Source organism: Pseudomonas sp. NBRC 111123 (assembly GCF_001320205.1).
GTDB lineage: Bacteria > Pseudomonadota > Gammaproteobacteria > Pseudomonadales > Pseudomonadaceae > Aquipseudomonas > Aquipseudomonas putida_J.
Genome location: NZ_BCAZ01000031.1, coordinates 1 through 16,274, shown reverse-complemented (window position 1 = coordinate 16,274; position 16,274 = coordinate 1). Strand labels below are relative to the sequence as shown.

Below are 16,274 nucleotides of genomic sequence, written 5' to 3'. Positions count from 1 at the left end.
GGTGAGGGGGAGCCAATGGGTGGATCCGACGAAAGTGTTCGCTGGCTTGCTGAAGAGGAGAGGGTTCGAGCTCGCCTCATATCTCCCGGCGTTGCATCTGCCGAAGAGGTCGCGAGTCGTTCCGGTATGGAGATATTCAACGCGATTTTCGATGGCGGAACTTCCACAACCATCGATGGGAGACACCCTCAGCTTCATACCCATTCAAATGGGCCCGGGTTAGGCTATTTTTCAGGGCCGCCCGCAGGTACGTCACTACAACCCCATGGGAACGGTTCATGGAGGTTGGTATGCAACGATTCTCGATTCAGCGGTTGGGTGCGCGATCCACACCACGCTACCTGCCGGGAAGGCTTATACGACCCTGGCGCTCAAGGTGAATAGGGTGAGGGCCTTGACTGCGGATGTTGCAGTGGTGCGTGCAGAAGGGAAGGTCATACAGGTAGGGCGGCAGGTCGCGATAGCAGAGGGCCGTATTATTGGCCCCGATGGCAAGCTTTATGCGCACGCCACTACAACGTGTTTGATCTTCGATAATCGCGTCTGACCGGCTGGCGGGATAAGTTGACCGGTTTCGGTGCTTGAATCACGTTCATAGTTGAAGGAACAACACCTGCTGTTCGGAACTACCTCTCTAGGCGGTGAGGCTTTATGCACACTTTCAAGGTCTCACGGTTAACTGCTCAGAGGCGTGGAATATAGCTCATTCTAGATTCGGAGTTTTAATATGAAATACGTTGCATTTGGAAACACTGGGTTGCGGGTATCCCAGGTAGCCCTTGGAACAGGCAATTTTGGCACGGGCTGGGGCCATGGTGCCGATCCAGAAGTCAGCAAGAGCCTCTTTAATGCTTATGCAGAAGCGGGCGGCAATTTCATTGATACGGCCGACATCTACCAATTTGGCGAGTCTGAACAGCTTTTAGGTGAGTTGCTGAAAAGTCGCCGCGACGATTTCGTCTTGGCCACAAAATATACAAGCGGTGCTAACCCCAATGCCAACCGCCTGGTGACGGGTAATAGCCGTAAGGCAATGGTTGCGTCGGTTGAGGCAAGTCTCAAGCGCCTAGGGACTGATCGAATCGACATGTATTGGGTGCATCACCCGGACGGTGTGACGTCCCTGGATGAAATCCTGCGTGGCCTCGATGATCTCGCACGGGCCGGCAAGATTCTGTACGCCGGCTTGTCGAATTTCTCTGCATGGCAGCTCTCCAGGGCTGTGACGATTGCTGAGCTGACCCGCTCCCTGCCAATTGCTGCGGTTCAGTTCGAGCACAGCTTGGTGCGCCGCGAGCCCGAGGCAGACATATTTCCTGCATCCCAAGCCTTCAATCTGGGCATGGTGACCTGGTCACCTCTGGGCGGCGGGTTGCTGACCGGTAAATATCGCAAAGGCGAAGCGGGACGTGCTGAAGCACTTGGCGGAAAAGCTTTCCAGCCAGAAAACTCGGCCCAGAGAACTGAGGTGCTGGACACTGTTATCAAGGTCTCCGAAGAGCTGGGCACCACCCCAGGCCAGGTTGCACTCGCCTGGGCAGGTACTCACGGTTCAGTCCCAATCATCGGGCCACGGTCGCTGTCTCACCTTCTGGATAACCTTGCTGCCCTGAAGCTGCAAATGACACCGGAGCAGATCGATCGCTTGGATATCGTGAGCAGTTTGAATCCAGCAGCCTCGGCACGAACGCCAGTCGTGTGGGGTGGAAAATAAGCTTTCAGCTGTCCCGATGTGCTTGTCAGCCTGATGTTCTTGTTGGCTAAGGGACTTTGGGATAGGGTTGCATATACAACAGTTGTAGGTGCAAGTCTGTCTCATGGAAAACATTCGCAAGCCTCAAGGCTGTACCAACCTGAAGCTCAGACAGCTGACGCGGATGGTAACTCGGCATTACGATGGCTACGTCGCTGCAACCGGTTTGAAAAATACCCAGTACGCATTGCTCTCCTATGTCGTAAGGCTTGGGCCAATCCGTCCAGGTGATCTTGCTAAGCGCATGCAAATGGATGCGTCGACGTTGACCCGCAACACCCAGCCATTAGTGGCCCATGGGTGGATTGAAATCCAAGCGGGAAGTGACGCCCGGAGCCGGGTTGTGGTAGCCACTGAGGCTGGGCGAGCTAAACAGGCGGAGGGCCAGAGGGCTTGGAAGAAAGCTCAAGGTGCCCTGAATGAAAAACTGGGCTTAGAGACCGTCGCGACGTTGCACGCCATTTTGGATGCCGGTATTAAATGCCTGGATGACGAAGTTGATGGGGCGAGCGAATCGAGTCTACCCCGATCAGCCTTGCCGCCCAGCTTTCATACGTGAAGGACGACTGGCGAAGGCAGCATCGCCCTGCTAGCCTGAATCATCGTGTTCAAGAAGCTGTGTTCAATCATATGTTTACGTCATTTAGGGTTCAATATTATATCCGATCATAGGAATCAGCCCAGGCGATCAAGTCGCGATCACCCTTCTGTTCTAGGGAAAGAGGAGCTTCCATGCAAAATATCACTGATATAGAGCCGGCTCAGGATTTGTCATCTTTCATCGGTACCCACTTCATCTATACGTATGCCAATGGCTGGAAATATGAATGGTACGCTCGTAATGCGCACACTTGTGACTACCGAATTCATCAATGACTTTATTGAGGACATGAATCGATTTCGAGACGAGGGCCCCGCGTACCCTTATGTCATTATCAGTGAATTCGCCAAGATAACATTCATGGAGCAGCGCGGAGCCGATAATGATTAAGTTATAAATGCTGCGCCCGGGCAACTTCCAGATGGTTTTCTCGATAGACAAAATTGAGTGCTAGTTGGAGTGCTCATAGCATACGTTGGGGAGGGCAAATGACCATTCGAGCGTATTCCCTGGCATGATTTCTCCTGCCCTCCCATATTGGCTGGCCTCTCGAAAGCTGAGCCTTAAGAAATGCCAGAAGTGACGGCGGCAGCTCTCTCTGCACTTGAGCGTAGTTCTGCGATGTCGCGCTTCCCTGCACAGGGTGGCCAGTGGGTTCGTGCTTGCGCAGAGCGGTGCGGTGGGGGCCATGGTGAGGATGCCGATCATCGTGTGGCAAAACACTACTTCCGCGTCACTCCAGCTGTCCATGCCCGAAGCGTACGGTCTGGACATTTAGGCAAGAAAACTGACCGTTTGCTCTACTGATCCGCCGGCTTACGCGCAGAAGATAAGGGACAGGCGAGAGGGTCAATGTTCTTAGCAATGAAGGCCACTCGATTCACTTCCATTCTGAGCAGACAGGAAGATGTGCATGAGGTCTTTATGCGTTGCGTTTGCCTTGATGGTCACGCCATTCACTTCGGGGGCCGCCGAATTGTCCTATGGAGCCAACAATTTCTACAAGAGTGAGCAGGTCTCACTCGAACAGGTATCCTTCAAAAACCAGTTCCAGATGACTACTGTCGGCAACGTGTACCTTCCGAGAAAACAGAGCGTCACTGCCAAGCATCCTGCCATCATCGTCGGGCACCCAATGGGGGCGGTGAAGGAGCAAAGCTCGAATCTCTACGCACAGAAACTGGCTGAACAGGGCTTCGTTACCCTTGCCATCGTCTTGTCCTTCTGGGGCGAAAGTGACGGGCGTCCACGTAAGCTGGTATCACCGGACATCTACGCCGAAGACTTCAGTGCGGGGCCGGCCGCCGGCGATTAGGCCAGCGCAGGCCCCTCGTGCACGCATGAAAAAAAGGGCCCGTCAGGGCCCCATCGAGGTAACTGGAAACCGCGTTGTTCAGGCTTCGATCTTGCGCGGCGCCATGAAGTACATCCAGATCAGCGCCAGGAAGTACATGGCCGGAATCATGGTGAACAGCACGGCATAGTTGTTGTTTGTCGCCATCAGCACGCTGCCGACGATCTGCGTCATGAACATCCCGCCAACCGCTGCACACATGCTGGCGAAGCCGAATACCGTGCTGATCAGGTGCTTGGGCGTGTAGTCCATCACCAGGCTCCAGATATTCGCTGTCCAGGCCTGGTGCGCGCCGACCGCCAGGGCGATGGCCAGCACCGCGATCCACAGCCCGCTGGCATGGGCGGCGAAGGTCACGCTGACCATGGTGCAGGCGAAGATCAGCATCGACACCAGGCGCGCGGTGGTGGCGCGTACGCCGCGGCCGATCAACCACGAGGAGAGAATGCCGCCGCCGATGCTGCCGAAGTCGGCAGTCAGCCAGATCAGCATCAGCGGGATGCCCATCTGGGTCACGCTGATGCCCAGGTTGTACTGCTGGTTGAGGAACGGTGGCAGCCAGTACAGGTAGAACCAGAACACCGGCGCGGTGATCGAGTAGGCCACGGCGAAGGCCCAGGTGCCGCGCATGCCGAGGATGCGGCTGAAGGGCAGGCGCGCTGCCTCTGGCTCGACGTCCTGCTGGATGTAGTCGAGCTCGCTCTGGCGTACCCGTGGGTGCTCTTCGGGGTTGAAGTACTTCAGGCCCCAGAACACCAGCCAGACCAGGCCCAGGCAGCCCATGGCGATGAACGCGGCCTGCCAGCCCCAGACGGTGAGAATCAACGGCAGCAGGGCCGGGGTGACCATGGCGCCGACGTTGGTGCCGGCGTTGAACAGGCCGGTGGCGATGGCGCGCTCACCGGCAGGGAACCACAGGCGCACAGTCTTCACGCAGGCCGGGTAGTTGGCCGCTTCGGTCAGGCCGAGGATGAAGCGGCAGACCATGAAGCCGGCCGCCGAAGTGGCCAGGCCGTGGGCGCCGGTGGCCAGGCTCCACAGCAGTACGGCGGCGAAGAACGCGCGCTTGACGCCGACCTTGTCGATCAGCCGGCCCTGCAACAGGAAGCCGACTGCATAGCCGACCTGGAACCAGAAGTTGATGTTCGCGTAGTCCATCGCCGTCCAGCTCATGGCTTTGGCCAGTTCTGGCTGCATGATGCCGAGCGCGGCGCGGTCGATGTAGTTCAGGGTGGTGGCGAAGAACACCAGGGCGAGCATGCCCCAGCGGGTCTTGCCGACGGCGAAGGCGCCACGGATCTTGTCGCCGATGCCGGCGGACGGCAGCCGAGGGCTGGCGGTAGTGAGCTTGGAGTGGTTCATATCCTGGTCGTTTCTTGAAATTGTAATGAACTGCGGTTTCTCGAACGTGACCTGGCCCCAGGCAGGGGCTACACGCAAGGCCGGTGCATGGTGGGCAGTGAATCGGCGAGCGTCAATTCGTTGGAGGGGGCTATTGTTCGATAACCGAACAATAGCGGCGCGCTCACAGGCGGCTCAGCACCTTGCCAGCCAGATAACCGAAGGTCATGCCCGGCCCAAGGGTGATGCCACCGCTAGGATAATGCCCCGCCATCACGCTGTGCATGTCGTTGCCGACCGCGAACAGGCCGGGTATCGGCTGCTGTGCGTGATCGAGCACGCGTGCCGAGGCATCGGTGTGTAGGCCGGCGAAGGTGCCGAGGCTGCCTGGCAGCAGCTTCACTGCATGAAAAGGCCCGTGCAGCAAAGGCCGCAACGATGGGTTGGGCCCATGCAGCGGTTCGCCCTGGGCCTTGTTGTAGGCCGAGGCGCCGCGCTGGAAGGCCGGGTCTTCGCCGTGTGCGGCATGGCGGTTGAAGTCGGCCACGGTGCGCTGCAGTTGTTCGGCATCGATCCCGCAGCGCTGCGCCAGTTCTGCCAGGGACTGACCGCTGAACAGGTAGCCGCGGCGCTGATAGAAACCGGTTGGGAAGGGGAAAGGTTTGGCCCAGCCGATGCCATAGCGCCGTTGTGCGGCATGGTCGCAGATCAGCCAGGCTTCGTGCGCTTCGCCCTGGGGCGTGGCGGCGAACAGCGCATTCATGAAATCGTGGTAGCAATCGGCTTCGTTGACGAAACGTCGGCCGTCGCGGCGCACGGCGATGAAGCCGGGTTTGGCGCGGTCGATCAGGTGCGGGAAGTGGCCGAAGCTGCCGTCAGGGCGCGGTACCTGTGATACCGGCGCCCAGGCGCCGGCCTGTGCGAGCGCGGGGCCAAGCTGGGCGCCGACCTGTTCACCCAGGCGCAAGCCATCACCGCTGTTCTGCAGTGGCGCGGCCGAGTAGTGCTGCTCGCCATCGGGCGCATGGGGCATCAACTGGGCGATGCGCAGGCGATCATGGGCGAAGCCGCCACAGGCCAGGACCACGCCCCGGCGTGCACGGATCACCTGGCCATCGGCGAACTGCGCACCGTCGATATGTCCATCGCCGAGCAAGCGGGCAGCCGCTTTGTCGGTGACCAGCGTCACGCCGAGGTCCAAGGCACTGCGCAGCAGGCGCGCGACCAGGGCGTTGCCGTTGACCAGTTGCAGCCCACGGCGCTGCAACAGCAGGTCGCGGCCATGGCGCAGCAGGCGCTTACCCACGTGCAGCGCGGCTTTGGGCGAATGGCGCGCGTTGAAGAAGGCGGCCATGTCCGCACCCCCGGCGATGCCCATGCCGGCCAGGCTGACGATGTCCAGTGGCGGGCGCAGCTTGTGCAGCCACGGGCCCAGCAACCGGCCGTCGAACGGCAGCGCGCACAGCGAACGCCCGCCATGCGCGCTGCCATCGCCTTCACGCATGTCGGGCATCTTGCTGCCGGACTGGAACTGCACGGTGGTGTGTTGCTGGAAGAACGCCACCATCTGCGGGCCATGGTGCAGGAAGGCGCGCTGGCGTGGGTCCAGTTCGGTGGTGTGGGTCTGGGCGCGCAAGTAGCGCTCCGGGGCGTCGTCGCGTTCGACAATGCCTTCGGCGACGGCCAGCGGGTTGCGCGGAATCCACAGCCAGCCCCCCGACCAGGCGCTGGTGCCGCCAAGCTGGCAGGCCTTCTCCGCGACGATCACCTTCAGGCCGTGATGCGCGGCGGTAACCGCGGCCGCCAGGCCAGAGGCACCGGAGCCGATGACAAGTACGTCACATTCGAGGGGTTGCATGCATAGATCCTTTTGGCGTCTAGCGAGAGCCTTGTGTAAGCAACTGCCTTGCTCAATTTCTGAAAGGTGGCGCGTTCCCACAGGGATCGCGCCGGTCTTGGAAATGGAGCAGGGCAGTTGCTACACATGCTCCCCGTTAAACCTGCGGCACAGGTTATTGCAGCGGCGAAAAACCCGTGGGCCGCAGCAGCCGCGATTGCAGCTGCACCACCGCGCCCAGCTCCCGGTTGCGCCGCGAGAACTCCGCCCAGCGTGGGTCGGCGGCCATCGCGGCACGGCGCGCCATGCGCTCGTCGAGGCTGGCGTAGGCCCACAGATGCACCACTTGGTTGACCTCGCCAAACTCGCTGGTGAAGAAGCCCACCAGGTTGCCCAGGTGCTCACTTTGCACCTGCAGCGCATGGCTCTGGTACAGGGCCAGCCAGTCGGCCATCTTCAGCGGGTCGAGGGTGTAGGTTCTCAGTTCGTAGTACATGCGGGTTTCTCCAGGGGGGGGGGCTGGCGCCTGCAGGCGCTTGGCGATATGGCTGGCAGCGATCCAGCCGAAGGTGAGGGCGGGGCCGAGGGTGATACCGGGGCCGGGGTAGGTGCCGTTCATCATCGAGTTCATGTCGTTGCCCACGGCATACAGCCCGGCAATGGGCGCGCCGCTGCGGTTCAGCACGTTGGCATGGGCGTCGGTGACCAGCCCGCGTGCCGAACCGAGGTCGCCGGTGTGGATACGGATGGCGTAGAACGGCGCCTTGGTCAGCGGCGCCAGGCACGGGTTGGGCTGGCGCTGCGGGTCGCCCATGTAGCGGTTGTAACTGTTGCCGCCCTTGCCGAATTCGCGGTCGATGCCGTTACCGGCGTCGGCATTGAAGCGCTCCAGCGTTTGCTGCAAGGCCTGTGGATCGACACCGATGGCCTCGGCCAGGGCTGGTACGCTGGCAGCGCGCTGCAGGTAGCCGGCTGCGATCAGCGCCGAGTTGTCCACCGGCCTGGGCCGTGCCAGGCCCAGGCCATAACGGTTCATCGCCTCGGCGTCGCAGATCAGCCAGCAATGGCCCATCGCGTTGGCGAACATGCTCTGTACGAAGTGGTGGTACGAGTTGGCTTCGTTGACAAAACGGCGCCCGGCCGGGCCGACCGCGATCACCCCGGGCTTGGCGCGGTCGGTGACCAGGTGTGGGAAGCGCTCGCGCTCGCCGTTGGCATGGCGCAATTCGGACACTGGCGCCCAGAAAAAATTGGCCGCCAGACCTTCGCCCTGTGCCGCCGCCACCGCCTCGCCGAGGCGCAGGGCAGCACCGTCGTTGGTTGGCGGGGACATGCTCAGGTGAGCTGCCGTGGCATCCGGCCGATAGTCCGCAGCCAGTTTGCCGGCGGCAAAACCACCCATGGCGCAGACCACCCCACCCCTGGCTTGCACCCTTAGCAGTCGGCCTTCGCGCTGTACGACTACGCCAGCTACCACACCGCGTTCTACGATCAACTCCTTTGCCTCGCTGCGCAGCCACAGTTCACAGCCGTCGGCAAAGGCGCTGCTGGCCAAGCGTGCGATCAGCGCGTTGCCGGTGGTCAGGCGGGTACCCCGCGGGTGGCGCAGGCGGTCCCGCGCATAACGTGCCATCAGTTTCAGGCAATGCCACAGCGAGGCGGGTGAGCGGCGCAGGTTGAGAAAGTGCTGGATGTCCACGCGGTTGACCATCATGCCGCCGAACAGCAGCATGCCGGGCGGTGGCATCTGCAGGTCCTTGAAGCGTGTGCCCAGGTGGCGACCGTCGTACTCGACCATCTCCAGGGCGCGGCCGAACTCGGTGGCACCGGGTTCGTCGGGGTAGTAGTCCGGTGAATGCGGGCGCAGGCCGTAGCGCAGTTCGGTGTTTTGCTCCAGCCAGCGCAGGGCCTGGTGACCCTGCTCGATGAAGGCCTCTACCAGCGCCGGGTTGTAACCTGTGCCAATGATCGTCTTCAGGTAGGTGCGCATGGCCTCGGCGGAGTCCTTGGCCCCAGCTGCCCGGGCCTGATCGCTGCCGTAGATCCACACCGCACCGCCGGAAATCGCCGAGGTGCCGCCGAAGCGTTCGGCCTTTTCTACCACCAGCACTTTCAGCCCGCGGCGGGCTGCCGTGGCGGCAGTGGCGAAGCCCCCGGCGCCGCTGCCGAGGACGACCAGGTCGAATACCGCTGGTTCGCTAGCGCTCATGGCTGCAAATCTCCAGCGGTGTGACGCCCATGAAGGCGCCGAGGTGGCCCAGTTGGGCGAAGGCCATTTGCGCACCCGTCTGGATCGGGCAGCCGCGCTCGCTCGCCTTTTGCAGCAGTGGGGTGATTTCTGGCGAGGTGACCACGTCGGCCACCAGCGTGGCGGCTTTCAGCGTCTCCAGCAGCGTCGCCGGCACAGGCAGTTCGCCGCTGTGGCCCATACCTACGGGGGAGGCGTTGACCACCAGGTCGAAGGCGTCCAGTGAGTCGAAAAGGCTGGCGATTTCCAGCTTGGGGAAGGCATTGCCGAGCACTTCACCCAGCACACCGACGCGTTCGCTGCTGGGGTCGCTCAGGGTGATGCTGGCGATGCCTGCTTCACCCAGCGCATAGGCGATCGCACTGCCGACCCCGCCACACCCCACGACCAGCGCGCGCTTGCCGGTGGCCACGAAGCCATGCTGGCGGGTGGCGCCGAGGAAGCCCGCGCCATCGACGTTGTCACCCACCAGGCGGCCGTCACCTTCGCGGCGGATCACGTTGACCGAGCCCAGGGCCTGGGCGCGCTCGCTGAGCCCGTCCAGCCGTGAGGCAAGGGCCTGCTTGTACGGCACGGTGACCACGCAGCCGCGCAGGTTGCGCCAGCCACGCAGGTTGTCGACAAAGGCGCCCAGCGCCGTTTCCTGCAGGTCGATGGGAAGCATCGCCAGGTCGCGTGCGTTGTTGGCGAACCAGGTGTTGAAGTTTTCCGGCGACTTCACCTGGGCGATGGGTGAACCGACGATGGCAACCAGTTCTGTCGAACCTCGGATCATGCTGACCTCCGTTATGGCTGTTGTTGTGGAGGCAAGCTTGGTGCGGGGCGGGTTAGCCGACAATGCGCTGATCGGGCATTTGCTGCGATAATCGCAGTCATCTGTCGGTAATCGCATTAAGCGCCCTCTTCAACGAGCCGAATTCATGTCCCAGCCCCAGATCCATCCCCGCGACCTCATCGCCGGCCTGCAGAAAGGCCTGGCGCTGATGCAACTGTTCAGTGCCGAGCAACCCCGCCTGAGCGTGCCCCAGGCGGCCAGGTTGTCCGGCCTGACCCCCAGCGCTGCACGGCGCTTTCTGCTGACCCTGGTACACGAAGGTTTTGCCGAAACCGACAACCGCCATTACTGGCTGACGCCCAAGGCCCTGCGCATCGGCCAGGCCTATGTTGATTCGGCGCAGTTGCCACGCATGCTGCGGCCGATCGTCGAGCAGGTTGCGCGCCAGACCCAGGAGCATGTGTCGGTGGGCAGCCGTGATGGCGACGAGATCATCCACCTGGTGCGCAGCCGGTACAGCCACATCGCTTCGATGTCGATCCGCCCGGGGTCACGGGTGCCGATGTACTGCACGGCCAGTGGCAGGGTCTGGCTGGCGTGGCTGGAGCAGGGGCAGCGCGAGGAGTACTTTGCGCGTAACCCCCTGAATGCGCTGACGCCTTACACCCAGACCGACAGGGCGCTGCTGGCGGCGGAGTTGCAGCAGGTGAGGGCGCAGGGCTACAGCATCGTCGATCAGGAATACGAAATCGGCATGCGCGTGCTGGGCGTGCCGCTACTCGACCGCAGCGGCCAGCTGAAGGCGACCTTGACGATCACTACTCATGCTTCGCGTTTGAGCATCGACGAAATGCGCCTGCGCTACCTGGCGACGCTGTATGAGGCGCAGGCATTGCTCAAGCCGGTGCTGGATTAAGGCTGGCTCGCTTGCAAGCGGCTATCTGATCCCAGGCCGGTGCAGCGCGGTGTTGCAGTGCCTGCTTCAGATTCGCTTGCAGCGGGCATTCGTTGCTGGGCATGATCAAGCCTTCTCATACAGCAAAAGGATTGCCCGCATGCCTGCCTATCTTGCTGCGCAGAACGAATTGCTTGTAGGGGACGGCCTGGTGGTCGAGGCGCCCGCCGGGGAAGGGCCCTATGTCGTGGTGTTCGAGGACGACGAAGAAACCGGCTATTTCTATGCCCTGGATACCTCGGGCGCCGGCAACCCGATCCAGAATGCGCTGCACATCTACGACGTGGAGAGCGTTGCGGATCGGGACAAACCCTCGATAGTCAAGATTGCCTGGTCCGAGGACCACCGCAAGGCGCTGCTGCTGATCAACGACTACCCGCATGCGGTCTTCGACTTCGAAGCCAGGCAGGGGCATTGCCGTACCGGCTTCCCGCTACCGATGGACAATGGCTGGTCGCACGCAGGCCATGAATGGGATGACAGCGCACTGCAGCATTTTGCCTGACCGTCTTTAGGGAGGGACTTGGCAACAACCTATCTGGATCAGGCACAAGGACGAGCGGCTCATGACGGAGCAAATGATCTACAGCGTCGAAGGCGAAAGCCAGGCATTGAAGCAAGCCGTGGCCAGCGCCCAGGCAACCTTCAAGTTCTTTTGGCGGGAAATGTCATGGGAGGCACGTCGCATCGTCAAGTGCCTCGACATGGCTGCCGTCAAGATGTCCTTCATGCTTGATCCGGATGACCCGGATATCCCCGTGGTCGAAAACATGTGGGTCAGCGATATCGACTTCGACGGTAAAACGATCACCGGCGTGTTGATGAACGAACCTCGCTGGGCTACAGCGTTCAAGGCCGGCGACCCGGTATCGCTGCCTTTTGCAGCACTCAACGACTGGATGTTCGTGCTTGATGGGCGCGTGTATGGTGGTTTCACCGTCGATGCGTTGCGCAGCAGCATGGCCGACGACGAGCGAGCCGGGCATGACGCGGCGTGGGGCCTGGACTTTGGCGAGCCAGGTTCCGTCGAACTGGTTCCCGCTGCAGAGGGGCAGGCGCCCTTGCGGCTTTCGCGGGCATTGAGCAGCGAGGCAGACCAGCAGCTGCTGGCGTATCTGGAACAAGGCGACCATCCAATGGCCTTGAACATGCGTGAAAAGTTAGAAGAGGCTTTGCAGCAGTACCCCGGCATGATCACCGACTTCGATGATGACGGCTGGCTGCTCCTGCATCGGGAAGTGCTGGCGGGAAACTACCCAGTGGTACAGGCACTGTTGCGCCACGGGGCCGATCCGCTGGCGGCCAACAGCATTGGCCAGACCTCGCAGGTACTGGCGCGTGAAGCCGGCTGGCCACGCATCGCGCGGTTGCTGCAAGGTGAGGGGGCCGATGAGCCTGAGCCGAGTGAGGCCAAAGGTTTTTCGTTGAGGCCTGTCGGGCTAGTGCTGGTCGCAGTCGCGCTTGCCTGGCTCTACTTCCTGGTCGTCGTTCCCGTGAATAGCGCCAGGGCAGGGCAGGCAGTGGAAGTGGCAGGCAAGTTGGACTTCATGGCTGCCGTTCTGATCCTGAGCTTCGGGGCCCTCTGCAGCAACGGCGCCGGATACTTCAAGCTGCGCCAGCGCACACCGCAGTGGGGGGCGAGCCGGGCATTGGACATTGGCGCCATGCTGGCCGCGCTGCTGGTTGCCTGTGCATTGCATGATCAGGTGCAGCGCTACGTCATCGGTCACTAGTCGGTCTCAACCGCGACACGTTGGGGCTAGTTCCCTGCTTGAGTTAGCGTCAATCTGCCATAGCCCTCAGGACTCCTTTCTCGCGCACCGACCGCGTGCTGCCAGCGATAACTCGCAGCGCAACTCGCAGTCACCGGTCGATTACGGCGCATTCCACCCGTAAGAAGGGGAACAGTTCGTCTGGATTACGGCATTCGCTGTTCAGCTTCACGCGTGCGGCTTCGGCGAGCGACTTGGTTGCGTAGCTTGGCTTTAGCCGTAATTTCTCCTGGTTGTCGTAGATGTCGTAGCCACCTGACACGGTTGCAGCATAAAACCGGGATCCGGAATGAAAGGATTGTTTTTCGACTGGCACAGCTGGAACGATAACAAATCTCGTTTGCATGATTCGTGCCTCCCCAGGCAGATACCTTAGTATTAGCCTGAAGAGCGGGAGTCATCAATATGACTCATCGGGACGATTCAATGACGCGGCGTGTCACTGGCGTGCATCAGGCCTTCGCCGCCGGGGGCCGGCAAGCGGCCCCGGTTTTGTCCGGCTCTCATTTGACAGTGATTGGCGCGCTCACACTCTGGCCCAGTGCCGACTTCACGGTAATCGTCGTGGGTGATGTCTGCCATCGCAGATGTACTTGCATTTAACATATGCAAATCCGTATATTCGGCTTTCCATATGTTTTGGTGCCGCCATGATTTCCCCACCTGATGTTTTCAAGAGCCTCTCTGACGAGACCCGTGTTCGCGCCACCCTGCTGATCGCCAGCCTGGGAGAGCTCTGCGTCTGTGAACTCATGTGCGCGCTGGACGACAGCCAGCCCAAGGTCAGTCGCCATCTGGCGCAGTTGCGCAGCAACGGCATGCTGCTGGATCGCCGCCAGGGTCAGTGGGTGTATTACCGCCTCAATCCAGAGCTACCGGCGTGGGTACACGAGATGCTGCAAGTCACCTTGCAGGCCAATTCACAGTGGTTGGCAGACAACACCCTTCGGCTGAAAAACATGGATGGCCGCCCCGTCCGTGATGCTGCCTGCTGCTGATATCACCGAGCGAGATTCTCATGCTGGTAGCTGTTGCTGTCTTTGTCTTCACCCTCACGCTGGTCATCTGGCAGCCCAAAGGGCTTGGGGTCGGCTGGAGCGCCGCACTGGGTGCAATTATTGCGCTGTCGGTCGGTGCAGTGTCCTTGCACGACATTCCAACCGTCTGGGCCATTGTCTGGAACGCCACTGCAACCTTTATCGCGGTGATCATCATCAGCCTGCTGCTGGATGAGGCTGGTTTCTTCGAGTGGGCCGCCCTGCATGTAGCGCGATGGGCAAACGGCAGTGGCTACCGGCTGTTCGCCTTCTGCGTGCTGCTCGGTGCTGCCGTCTCGGCACTGTTCGCCAACGACGGTGCGGCGCTGATTCTCACGCCCATCGTCATGTCGATGTTGATGGCGTTGCGATTTACGCCCACCGCGACGCTGGCCTTTGTCATGGCTGCTGGCTTCATTGCCGATACGGCCAGCCTGCCGCTGGTGGTCTCCAACCTGGTCAACATCGTCTCGGCTGACTACTTCGGCCTGGGCTTTGCTGAATACGCCTCGGTGATGGTGCCGGTGAATCTCGCCAGCGTGGCGGCCACCCTGGTGGTGCTGTTGCTGTTTTTCCGTCGTGACATCCCCAGGCAGTACGCACTCGATGTATTGAAGAGGCCGAGCGAGGCGATTCACGACCGCGCCACCTTCAAGGTCGGTGGCTGGGTACTGGTGGTGTTGCTGGCAGGCTTGTTCGCGCTCGAACCGCTCGGTATCCCGATCAGTGCGGTGGCCGCCGCTTGTGCAGCAGTCCTCTTCACCGTCGCCGCGCGCGGCCACCGCATTGCTACCCGTCGAGTGCTGCGCGAAGCACCTTGGCAGGTAGTGATTTTCTCCCTCGGGATGTATCTGGTGGTGTACGGCCTGAAAAACGCCGGTCTCACCGACATGCTCACCCAGCTGCTCGACTGGCTTGCACAGCAAGGGCTGTGGAGCGCCGCCCTTGGCACTGGTCTTGTCTCTGCGCTGCTGTCCTCGGTGATGAACAACATGCCCAGCGTACTGGTCGGCGCTTTGTCGATCCAGGCCAGCGGCGCTGAGGGCCTGGTCCGTGAAGCGATGATCTACGCCAACGTCATCGGCTGCGACCTGGGCCCGAAAATCACCCCGATTGGCAGCCTCGCCACACTGCTGTGGCTGCACGTACTGGAGCGCAAAGGTATGCGCATCACCTGGGGTTACTACTTCAGGGTCGGCATTGTGCTGACCTTACCGGTTTTGCTGATCACCCTTTCGGCCCTGGCACTGCGCCTGAGCCTCTGACGTCCGCGACCAAGCGGAGGAGCCCGACATGCGAGTCCTGTTCATGTGCACGGCCAACAGCTGCCGCAGCATACTTTCCGAAGCGCTGTTCAACCACTTGGCCCCGGCAGGCTTCCAGGCCATCAGCTCTGGCAGTTTCCCCAAGGGCCAGGTATTGCCTCGTAGCCTGAGTACGCTCCGTCAGGCCGGTATATCAACCGAAGGCCTGAGCAGCAAGGGTAACGATGCGTTCGAAGGCAGCCCACCGGATATCGTCATCACCGTTTGCGACAAGGCGGCCGGCGAAGCCTGCCCGGTGTACTTCGGCCCCGCGCTGAAGTCGCATTGGGGGCTGGAAGACCCGTCCGATGTCGTCGGTGACGAAGCATCGGTCGACGCGGCTTTCCATACCACGTTGGCCCACATCGAATCGCGTTGCCGAGCCTTCTTCACACTGCCTTTCGATAGCCTCGACGGTGATCAGCTCAAGCGCGAGCTGGATCGCATCGGCACGCTCTGAGCTGGAGGAAAAAATGTCCGAGCCACTGCCCAATCTCGACCTCGCGCTGTTCGACACGCCGCCTGCGGCGCCCCGTTCCAGCGAGCACAAACCACGCATCCTGTTGCTGTATGGATCAACCCGCGAACGCTCTTTCAGTCGCTTGCTGGTGGAAGAAGCCGCACGCCTGCTGGAACACTTCGGCGCCCAGACCCGCATCTTCAACCCGTCCGGCCTGCCGCTGCCGGACGATGTACCGGTCGAGCACCCCAAGGTGCAGGAACTTCGCGATCTGATGCAGTGGTCGGAAGGCCAGGTCTGGTGCTCGCCAGAGCGTCACGGCGCGATGTCTGCGGTGTTCAAGGCGCAGATCGACTGGGTACCCCTGGCGCTCGGTGCGGTTCGCCCGACCCAAGGTAAAACCCTGGCGGTCATGCAGGTGTGTGGCGGCTCGCAGTCGTTCAATGTGGTCAACCAGCTGCGCGTGCTTGGCCGCTGGATGCGCATGTTCACCATCCCGAACCAGTCTTCGGTACCCAAGGCCTACCTGGAGTTCGATGATGCCGGGCGCATGAAGCCTTCGCCGTTCTATGATCGCGTGGTTGATGTGATGGAAGAGCTGGTGAAGTTCACCGTTCTGCTGCGTGACAGCAAGGAATTCCTGGTAGATCGCTATTCGGAACGCAAGGAAAGTGCCGAGCAACTAACTGCCCGAGTCAACCAGCGTTCGATCTGAGGCCATGCCCAGGGACTTTGCTTTGGGTCGGTAGCAGCCATTTGCAGACGCCAGCTATCGACCAAAAGCGGACACTAAAAGGTGGCTGGTTTCGAAAGCGCGACGCGTACTCTGTGGGAGCG

Annotated in this window: 16 protein-coding genes and 3 pseudogenes; 13 read left to right on the top strand and 6 right to left on the bottom strand. The window is 61.3% G+C overall.

The features are described from left to right. Positions 1-265 precede the first annotated feature (265 nt). The 6 genes and pseudogenes from APH27_RS27205 to APH27_RS16400 form a co-directional block, all read left to right on the top strand. On the top strand, positions 266-547 hold the full coding sequence (locus APH27_RS27205) for a PaaI family thioesterase (protein ID WP_371262720.1): 282 nt from the start codon (positions 266-268) through the stop codon (positions 545-547). Between the two features lie 180 nt (positions 548-727). Continuing rightward, positions 728-1,714: an aldo/keto reductase gene (locus tag APH27_RS16415; protein WP_060485364.1), complete on the top strand. Its 987-nt coding sequence runs from the start codon at positions 728-730 to the stop codon at positions 1,712-1,714. Between the two features lie 103 nt (positions 1,715-1,817). Beyond that, positions 1,818-2,312 (top strand): MarR family winged helix-turn-helix transcriptional regulator, encoded by a 495-nt coding sequence (locus APH27_RS16410; RefSeq protein ID WP_060485363.1) that lies wholly within the window; start codon positions 1,818-1,820, stop codon positions 2,310-2,312. 173 nt (positions 2,313-2,485) lie between these two features. Next, positions 2,486-2,629: a phenolic acid decarboxylase gene (locus APH27_RS27200; protein WP_371262719.1), complete on the top strand. Its 144-nt coding sequence runs from the start codon at positions 2,486-2,488 to the stop codon at positions 2,627-2,629. Continuing rightward, the gene (locus APH27_RS27195; RefSeq protein ID WP_371262718.1) at positions 2,565-2,744 is read left to right on the top strand and encodes a phenolic acid decarboxylase; all 180 of its coding nucleotides are present in this window, start codon (positions 2,565-2,567) and stop codon (positions 2,742-2,744) included. Before APH27_RS27200 ends, APH27_RS27195 begins: the two co-directional genes overlap by 65 nt. 523 nt (positions 2,745-3,267) lie before the next feature. Next, positions 3,268-3,648 (top strand): annotated as a pseudogene (locus APH27_RS16400) (alpha/beta hydrolase); the annotation flags it as partial. A 99-nt stretch (positions 3,649-3,747) separates the two neighbouring features. On the opposite strand, the gene APH27_RS16395 reads toward APH27_RS16400, so the two are convergent. The 5 genes and pseudogenes from APH27_RS16395 to APH27_RS16375 form a co-directional block, all read right to left on the bottom strand. Then, positions 3,748-5,070 (bottom strand): MFS transporter, encoded by a 1,323-nt coding sequence (locus APH27_RS16395; protein WP_060485361.1) that lies wholly within the window; start codon positions 5,068-5,070, stop codon positions 3,748-3,750. A gap of 163 nt (positions 5,071-5,233) precedes the next feature. Next, positions 5,234-6,964, bottom strand: a complete 1,731-nt coding sequence (locus APH27_RS16390; protein WP_256208079.1) for an FAD-dependent oxidoreductase — start codon at positions 6,962-6,964, stop codon at positions 5,234-5,236. A gap of 97 nt (positions 6,965-7,061) precedes the next feature. After that, positions 7,062-7,316: pseudogene (locus APH27_RS26890) on the bottom strand (NIPSNAP family protein); the annotation flags it as partial. Between the two features lie 50 nt (positions 7,317-7,366). Continuing rightward, positions 7,367-9,095 (bottom strand): annotated as a pseudogene (locus tag APH27_RS16380) (FAD-dependent oxidoreductase). Further along, positions 9,085-9,909, bottom strand: coding sequence for a shikimate dehydrogenase (locus APH27_RS16375; RefSeq protein ID WP_060485359.1), 825 nt, complete (start codon positions 9,907-9,909; stop codon positions 9,085-9,087). Before APH27_RS16375 ends, APH27_RS16380 begins: the two are co-directional and overlap by 11 nt. A gap of 145 nt (positions 9,910-10,054) precedes the next feature. On the opposite strand from APH27_RS16375, the gene APH27_RS16370 reads away from it, so the two are divergent. The 3 genes from APH27_RS16370 to APH27_RS16360 all read left to right on the top strand — a co-directional run bounded on the left by APH27_RS16370 (position 10,055) and on the right by APH27_RS16360 (position 12,597). After that, a complete protein-coding gene (locus tag APH27_RS16370) occupies positions 10,055-10,825 on the top strand; it encodes an IclR family transcriptional regulator C-terminal domain-containing protein (RefSeq protein WP_060485358.1) in 771 nt (256 codons plus the stop codon). Between the two features lie 139 nt (positions 10,826-10,964). Continuing rightward, positions 10,965-11,369: a DUF2251 domain-containing protein gene (locus APH27_RS16365; RefSeq protein ID WP_060485357.1), complete on the top strand. Its 405-nt coding sequence runs from the start codon at positions 10,965-10,967 to the stop codon at positions 11,367-11,369. Positions 11,370-11,430: 61 nt separating this feature from the next. Further along, a complete protein-coding gene (locus APH27_RS16360; protein WP_060485356.1) occupies positions 11,431-12,597 on the top strand; it encodes a DUF2314 domain-containing protein in 1,167 nt (388 codons plus the stop codon). A gap of 130 nt (positions 12,598-12,727) precedes the next feature. On the opposite strand, the gene APH27_RS26000 is transcribed toward APH27_RS16360, so the two are convergent. Beyond that, positions 12,728-12,982 (bottom strand): hypothetical protein, encoded by a 255-nt coding sequence (locus APH27_RS26000; RefSeq protein ID WP_081784298.1) that lies wholly within the window; start codon positions 12,980-12,982, stop codon positions 12,728-12,730. Positions 12,983-13,286: 304 nt separating this feature from the next. On the opposite strand from APH27_RS26000, the gene APH27_RS16355 reads away from it, so the two are divergent. The 4 genes from APH27_RS16355 to arsH are packed head-to-tail and all read left to right on the top strand — an operon-like array spanning position 13,287 to position 16,152. Continuing rightward, a complete protein-coding gene (locus APH27_RS16355) occupies positions 13,287-13,634 on the top strand; it encodes a metalloregulator ArsR/SmtB family transcription factor (RefSeq protein WP_027919280.1) in 348 nt (115 codons plus the stop codon). A 20-nt stretch (positions 13,635-13,654) separates the two neighbouring features. After that, positions 13,655-14,938 carry an arsenic transporter gene (locus tag APH27_RS16350; protein ID WP_027919281.1) on the top strand — a complete coding sequence of 428 codons (1,284 nt, stop codon included), beginning with the start codon at positions 13,655-13,657 and terminating at the stop codon, positions 14,936-14,938. A 28-nt stretch (positions 14,939-14,966) separates the two neighbouring features. Continuing rightward, complete coding sequence (locus tag APH27_RS16345) at positions 14,967-15,437, top strand: arsenate reductase ArsC (RefSeq protein WP_060485355.1); 471 nt, start codon at positions 14,967-14,969, stop codon at positions 15,435-15,437. Positions 15,438-15,450: 13 nt separating this feature from the next. Beyond that, complete coding sequence (gene arsH, locus APH27_RS16340) at positions 15,451-16,152, top strand: arsenical resistance protein ArsH (RefSeq protein ID WP_027919283.1); 702 nt, start codon at positions 15,451-15,453, stop codon at positions 16,150-16,152. The last annotated feature ends 122 nt before the right edge of the window (positions 16,153-16,274 follow it).

Coding starts and splice junctions, on each gene's coding strand:
- APH27_RS27205 (WP_371262720.1), top strand. CDS start 266: ATGGGAACGGTTCATGGAGGTTGGTATGCAACGATTCTCGATTCAGCG.
- APH27_RS16415 (WP_060485364.1), top strand. CDS start 728: ATGAAATACGTTGCATTTGGAAACACTGGGTTGCGGGTATCCCAGGTA.
- APH27_RS16410 (WP_060485363.1), top strand. CDS start 1,818: ATGGAAAACATTCGCAAGCCTCAAGGCTGTACCAACCTGAAGCTCAGA.
- APH27_RS27200 (WP_371262719.1), top strand. CDS start 2,486: ATGCAAAATATCACTGATATAGAGCCGGCTCAGGATTTGTCATCTTTC.
- APH27_RS27195 (WP_371262718.1), top strand. CDS start 2,565: ATGGCTGGAAATATGAATGGTACGCTCGTAATGCGCACACTTGTGACT.
- APH27_RS16395 (WP_060485361.1), bottom strand. CDS start 5,070: ATGAACCACTCCAAGCTCACTACCGCCAGCCCTCGGCTGCCGTCCGCC.
- APH27_RS16375 (WP_060485359.1), bottom strand. CDS start 9,909: ATGATCCGAGGTTCGACAGAACTGGTTGCCATCGTCGGTTCACCCATC.
- APH27_RS16370 (WP_060485358.1), top strand. CDS start 10,055: ATGTCCCAGCCCCAGATCCATCCCCGCGACCTCATCGCCGGCCTGCAG.
- APH27_RS16365 (WP_060485357.1), top strand. CDS start 10,965: ATGCCTGCCTATCTTGCTGCGCAGAACGAATTGCTTGTAGGGGACGGC.
- APH27_RS16360 (WP_060485356.1), top strand. CDS start 11,431: ATGACGGAGCAAATGATCTACAGCGTCGAAGGCGAAAGCCAGGCATTG.
- APH27_RS26000 (WP_081784298.1), bottom strand. CDS start 12,982: ATGCAAACGAGATTTGTTATCGTTCCAGCTGTGCCAGTCGAAAAACAA.
- APH27_RS16355 (WP_027919280.1), top strand. CDS start 13,287: ATGATTTCCCCACCTGATGTTTTCAAGAGCCTCTCTGACGAGACCCGT.
- APH27_RS16350 (WP_027919281.1), top strand. CDS start 13,655: ATGCTGGTAGCTGTTGCTGTCTTTGTCTTCACCCTCACGCTGGTCATC.
- APH27_RS16345 (WP_060485355.1), top strand. CDS start 14,967: ATGCGAGTCCTGTTCATGTGCACGGCCAACAGCTGCCGCAGCATACTT.
- arsH (WP_027919283.1), top strand. CDS start 15,451: ATGTCCGAGCCACTGCCCAATCTCGACCTCGCGCTGTTCGACACGCCG.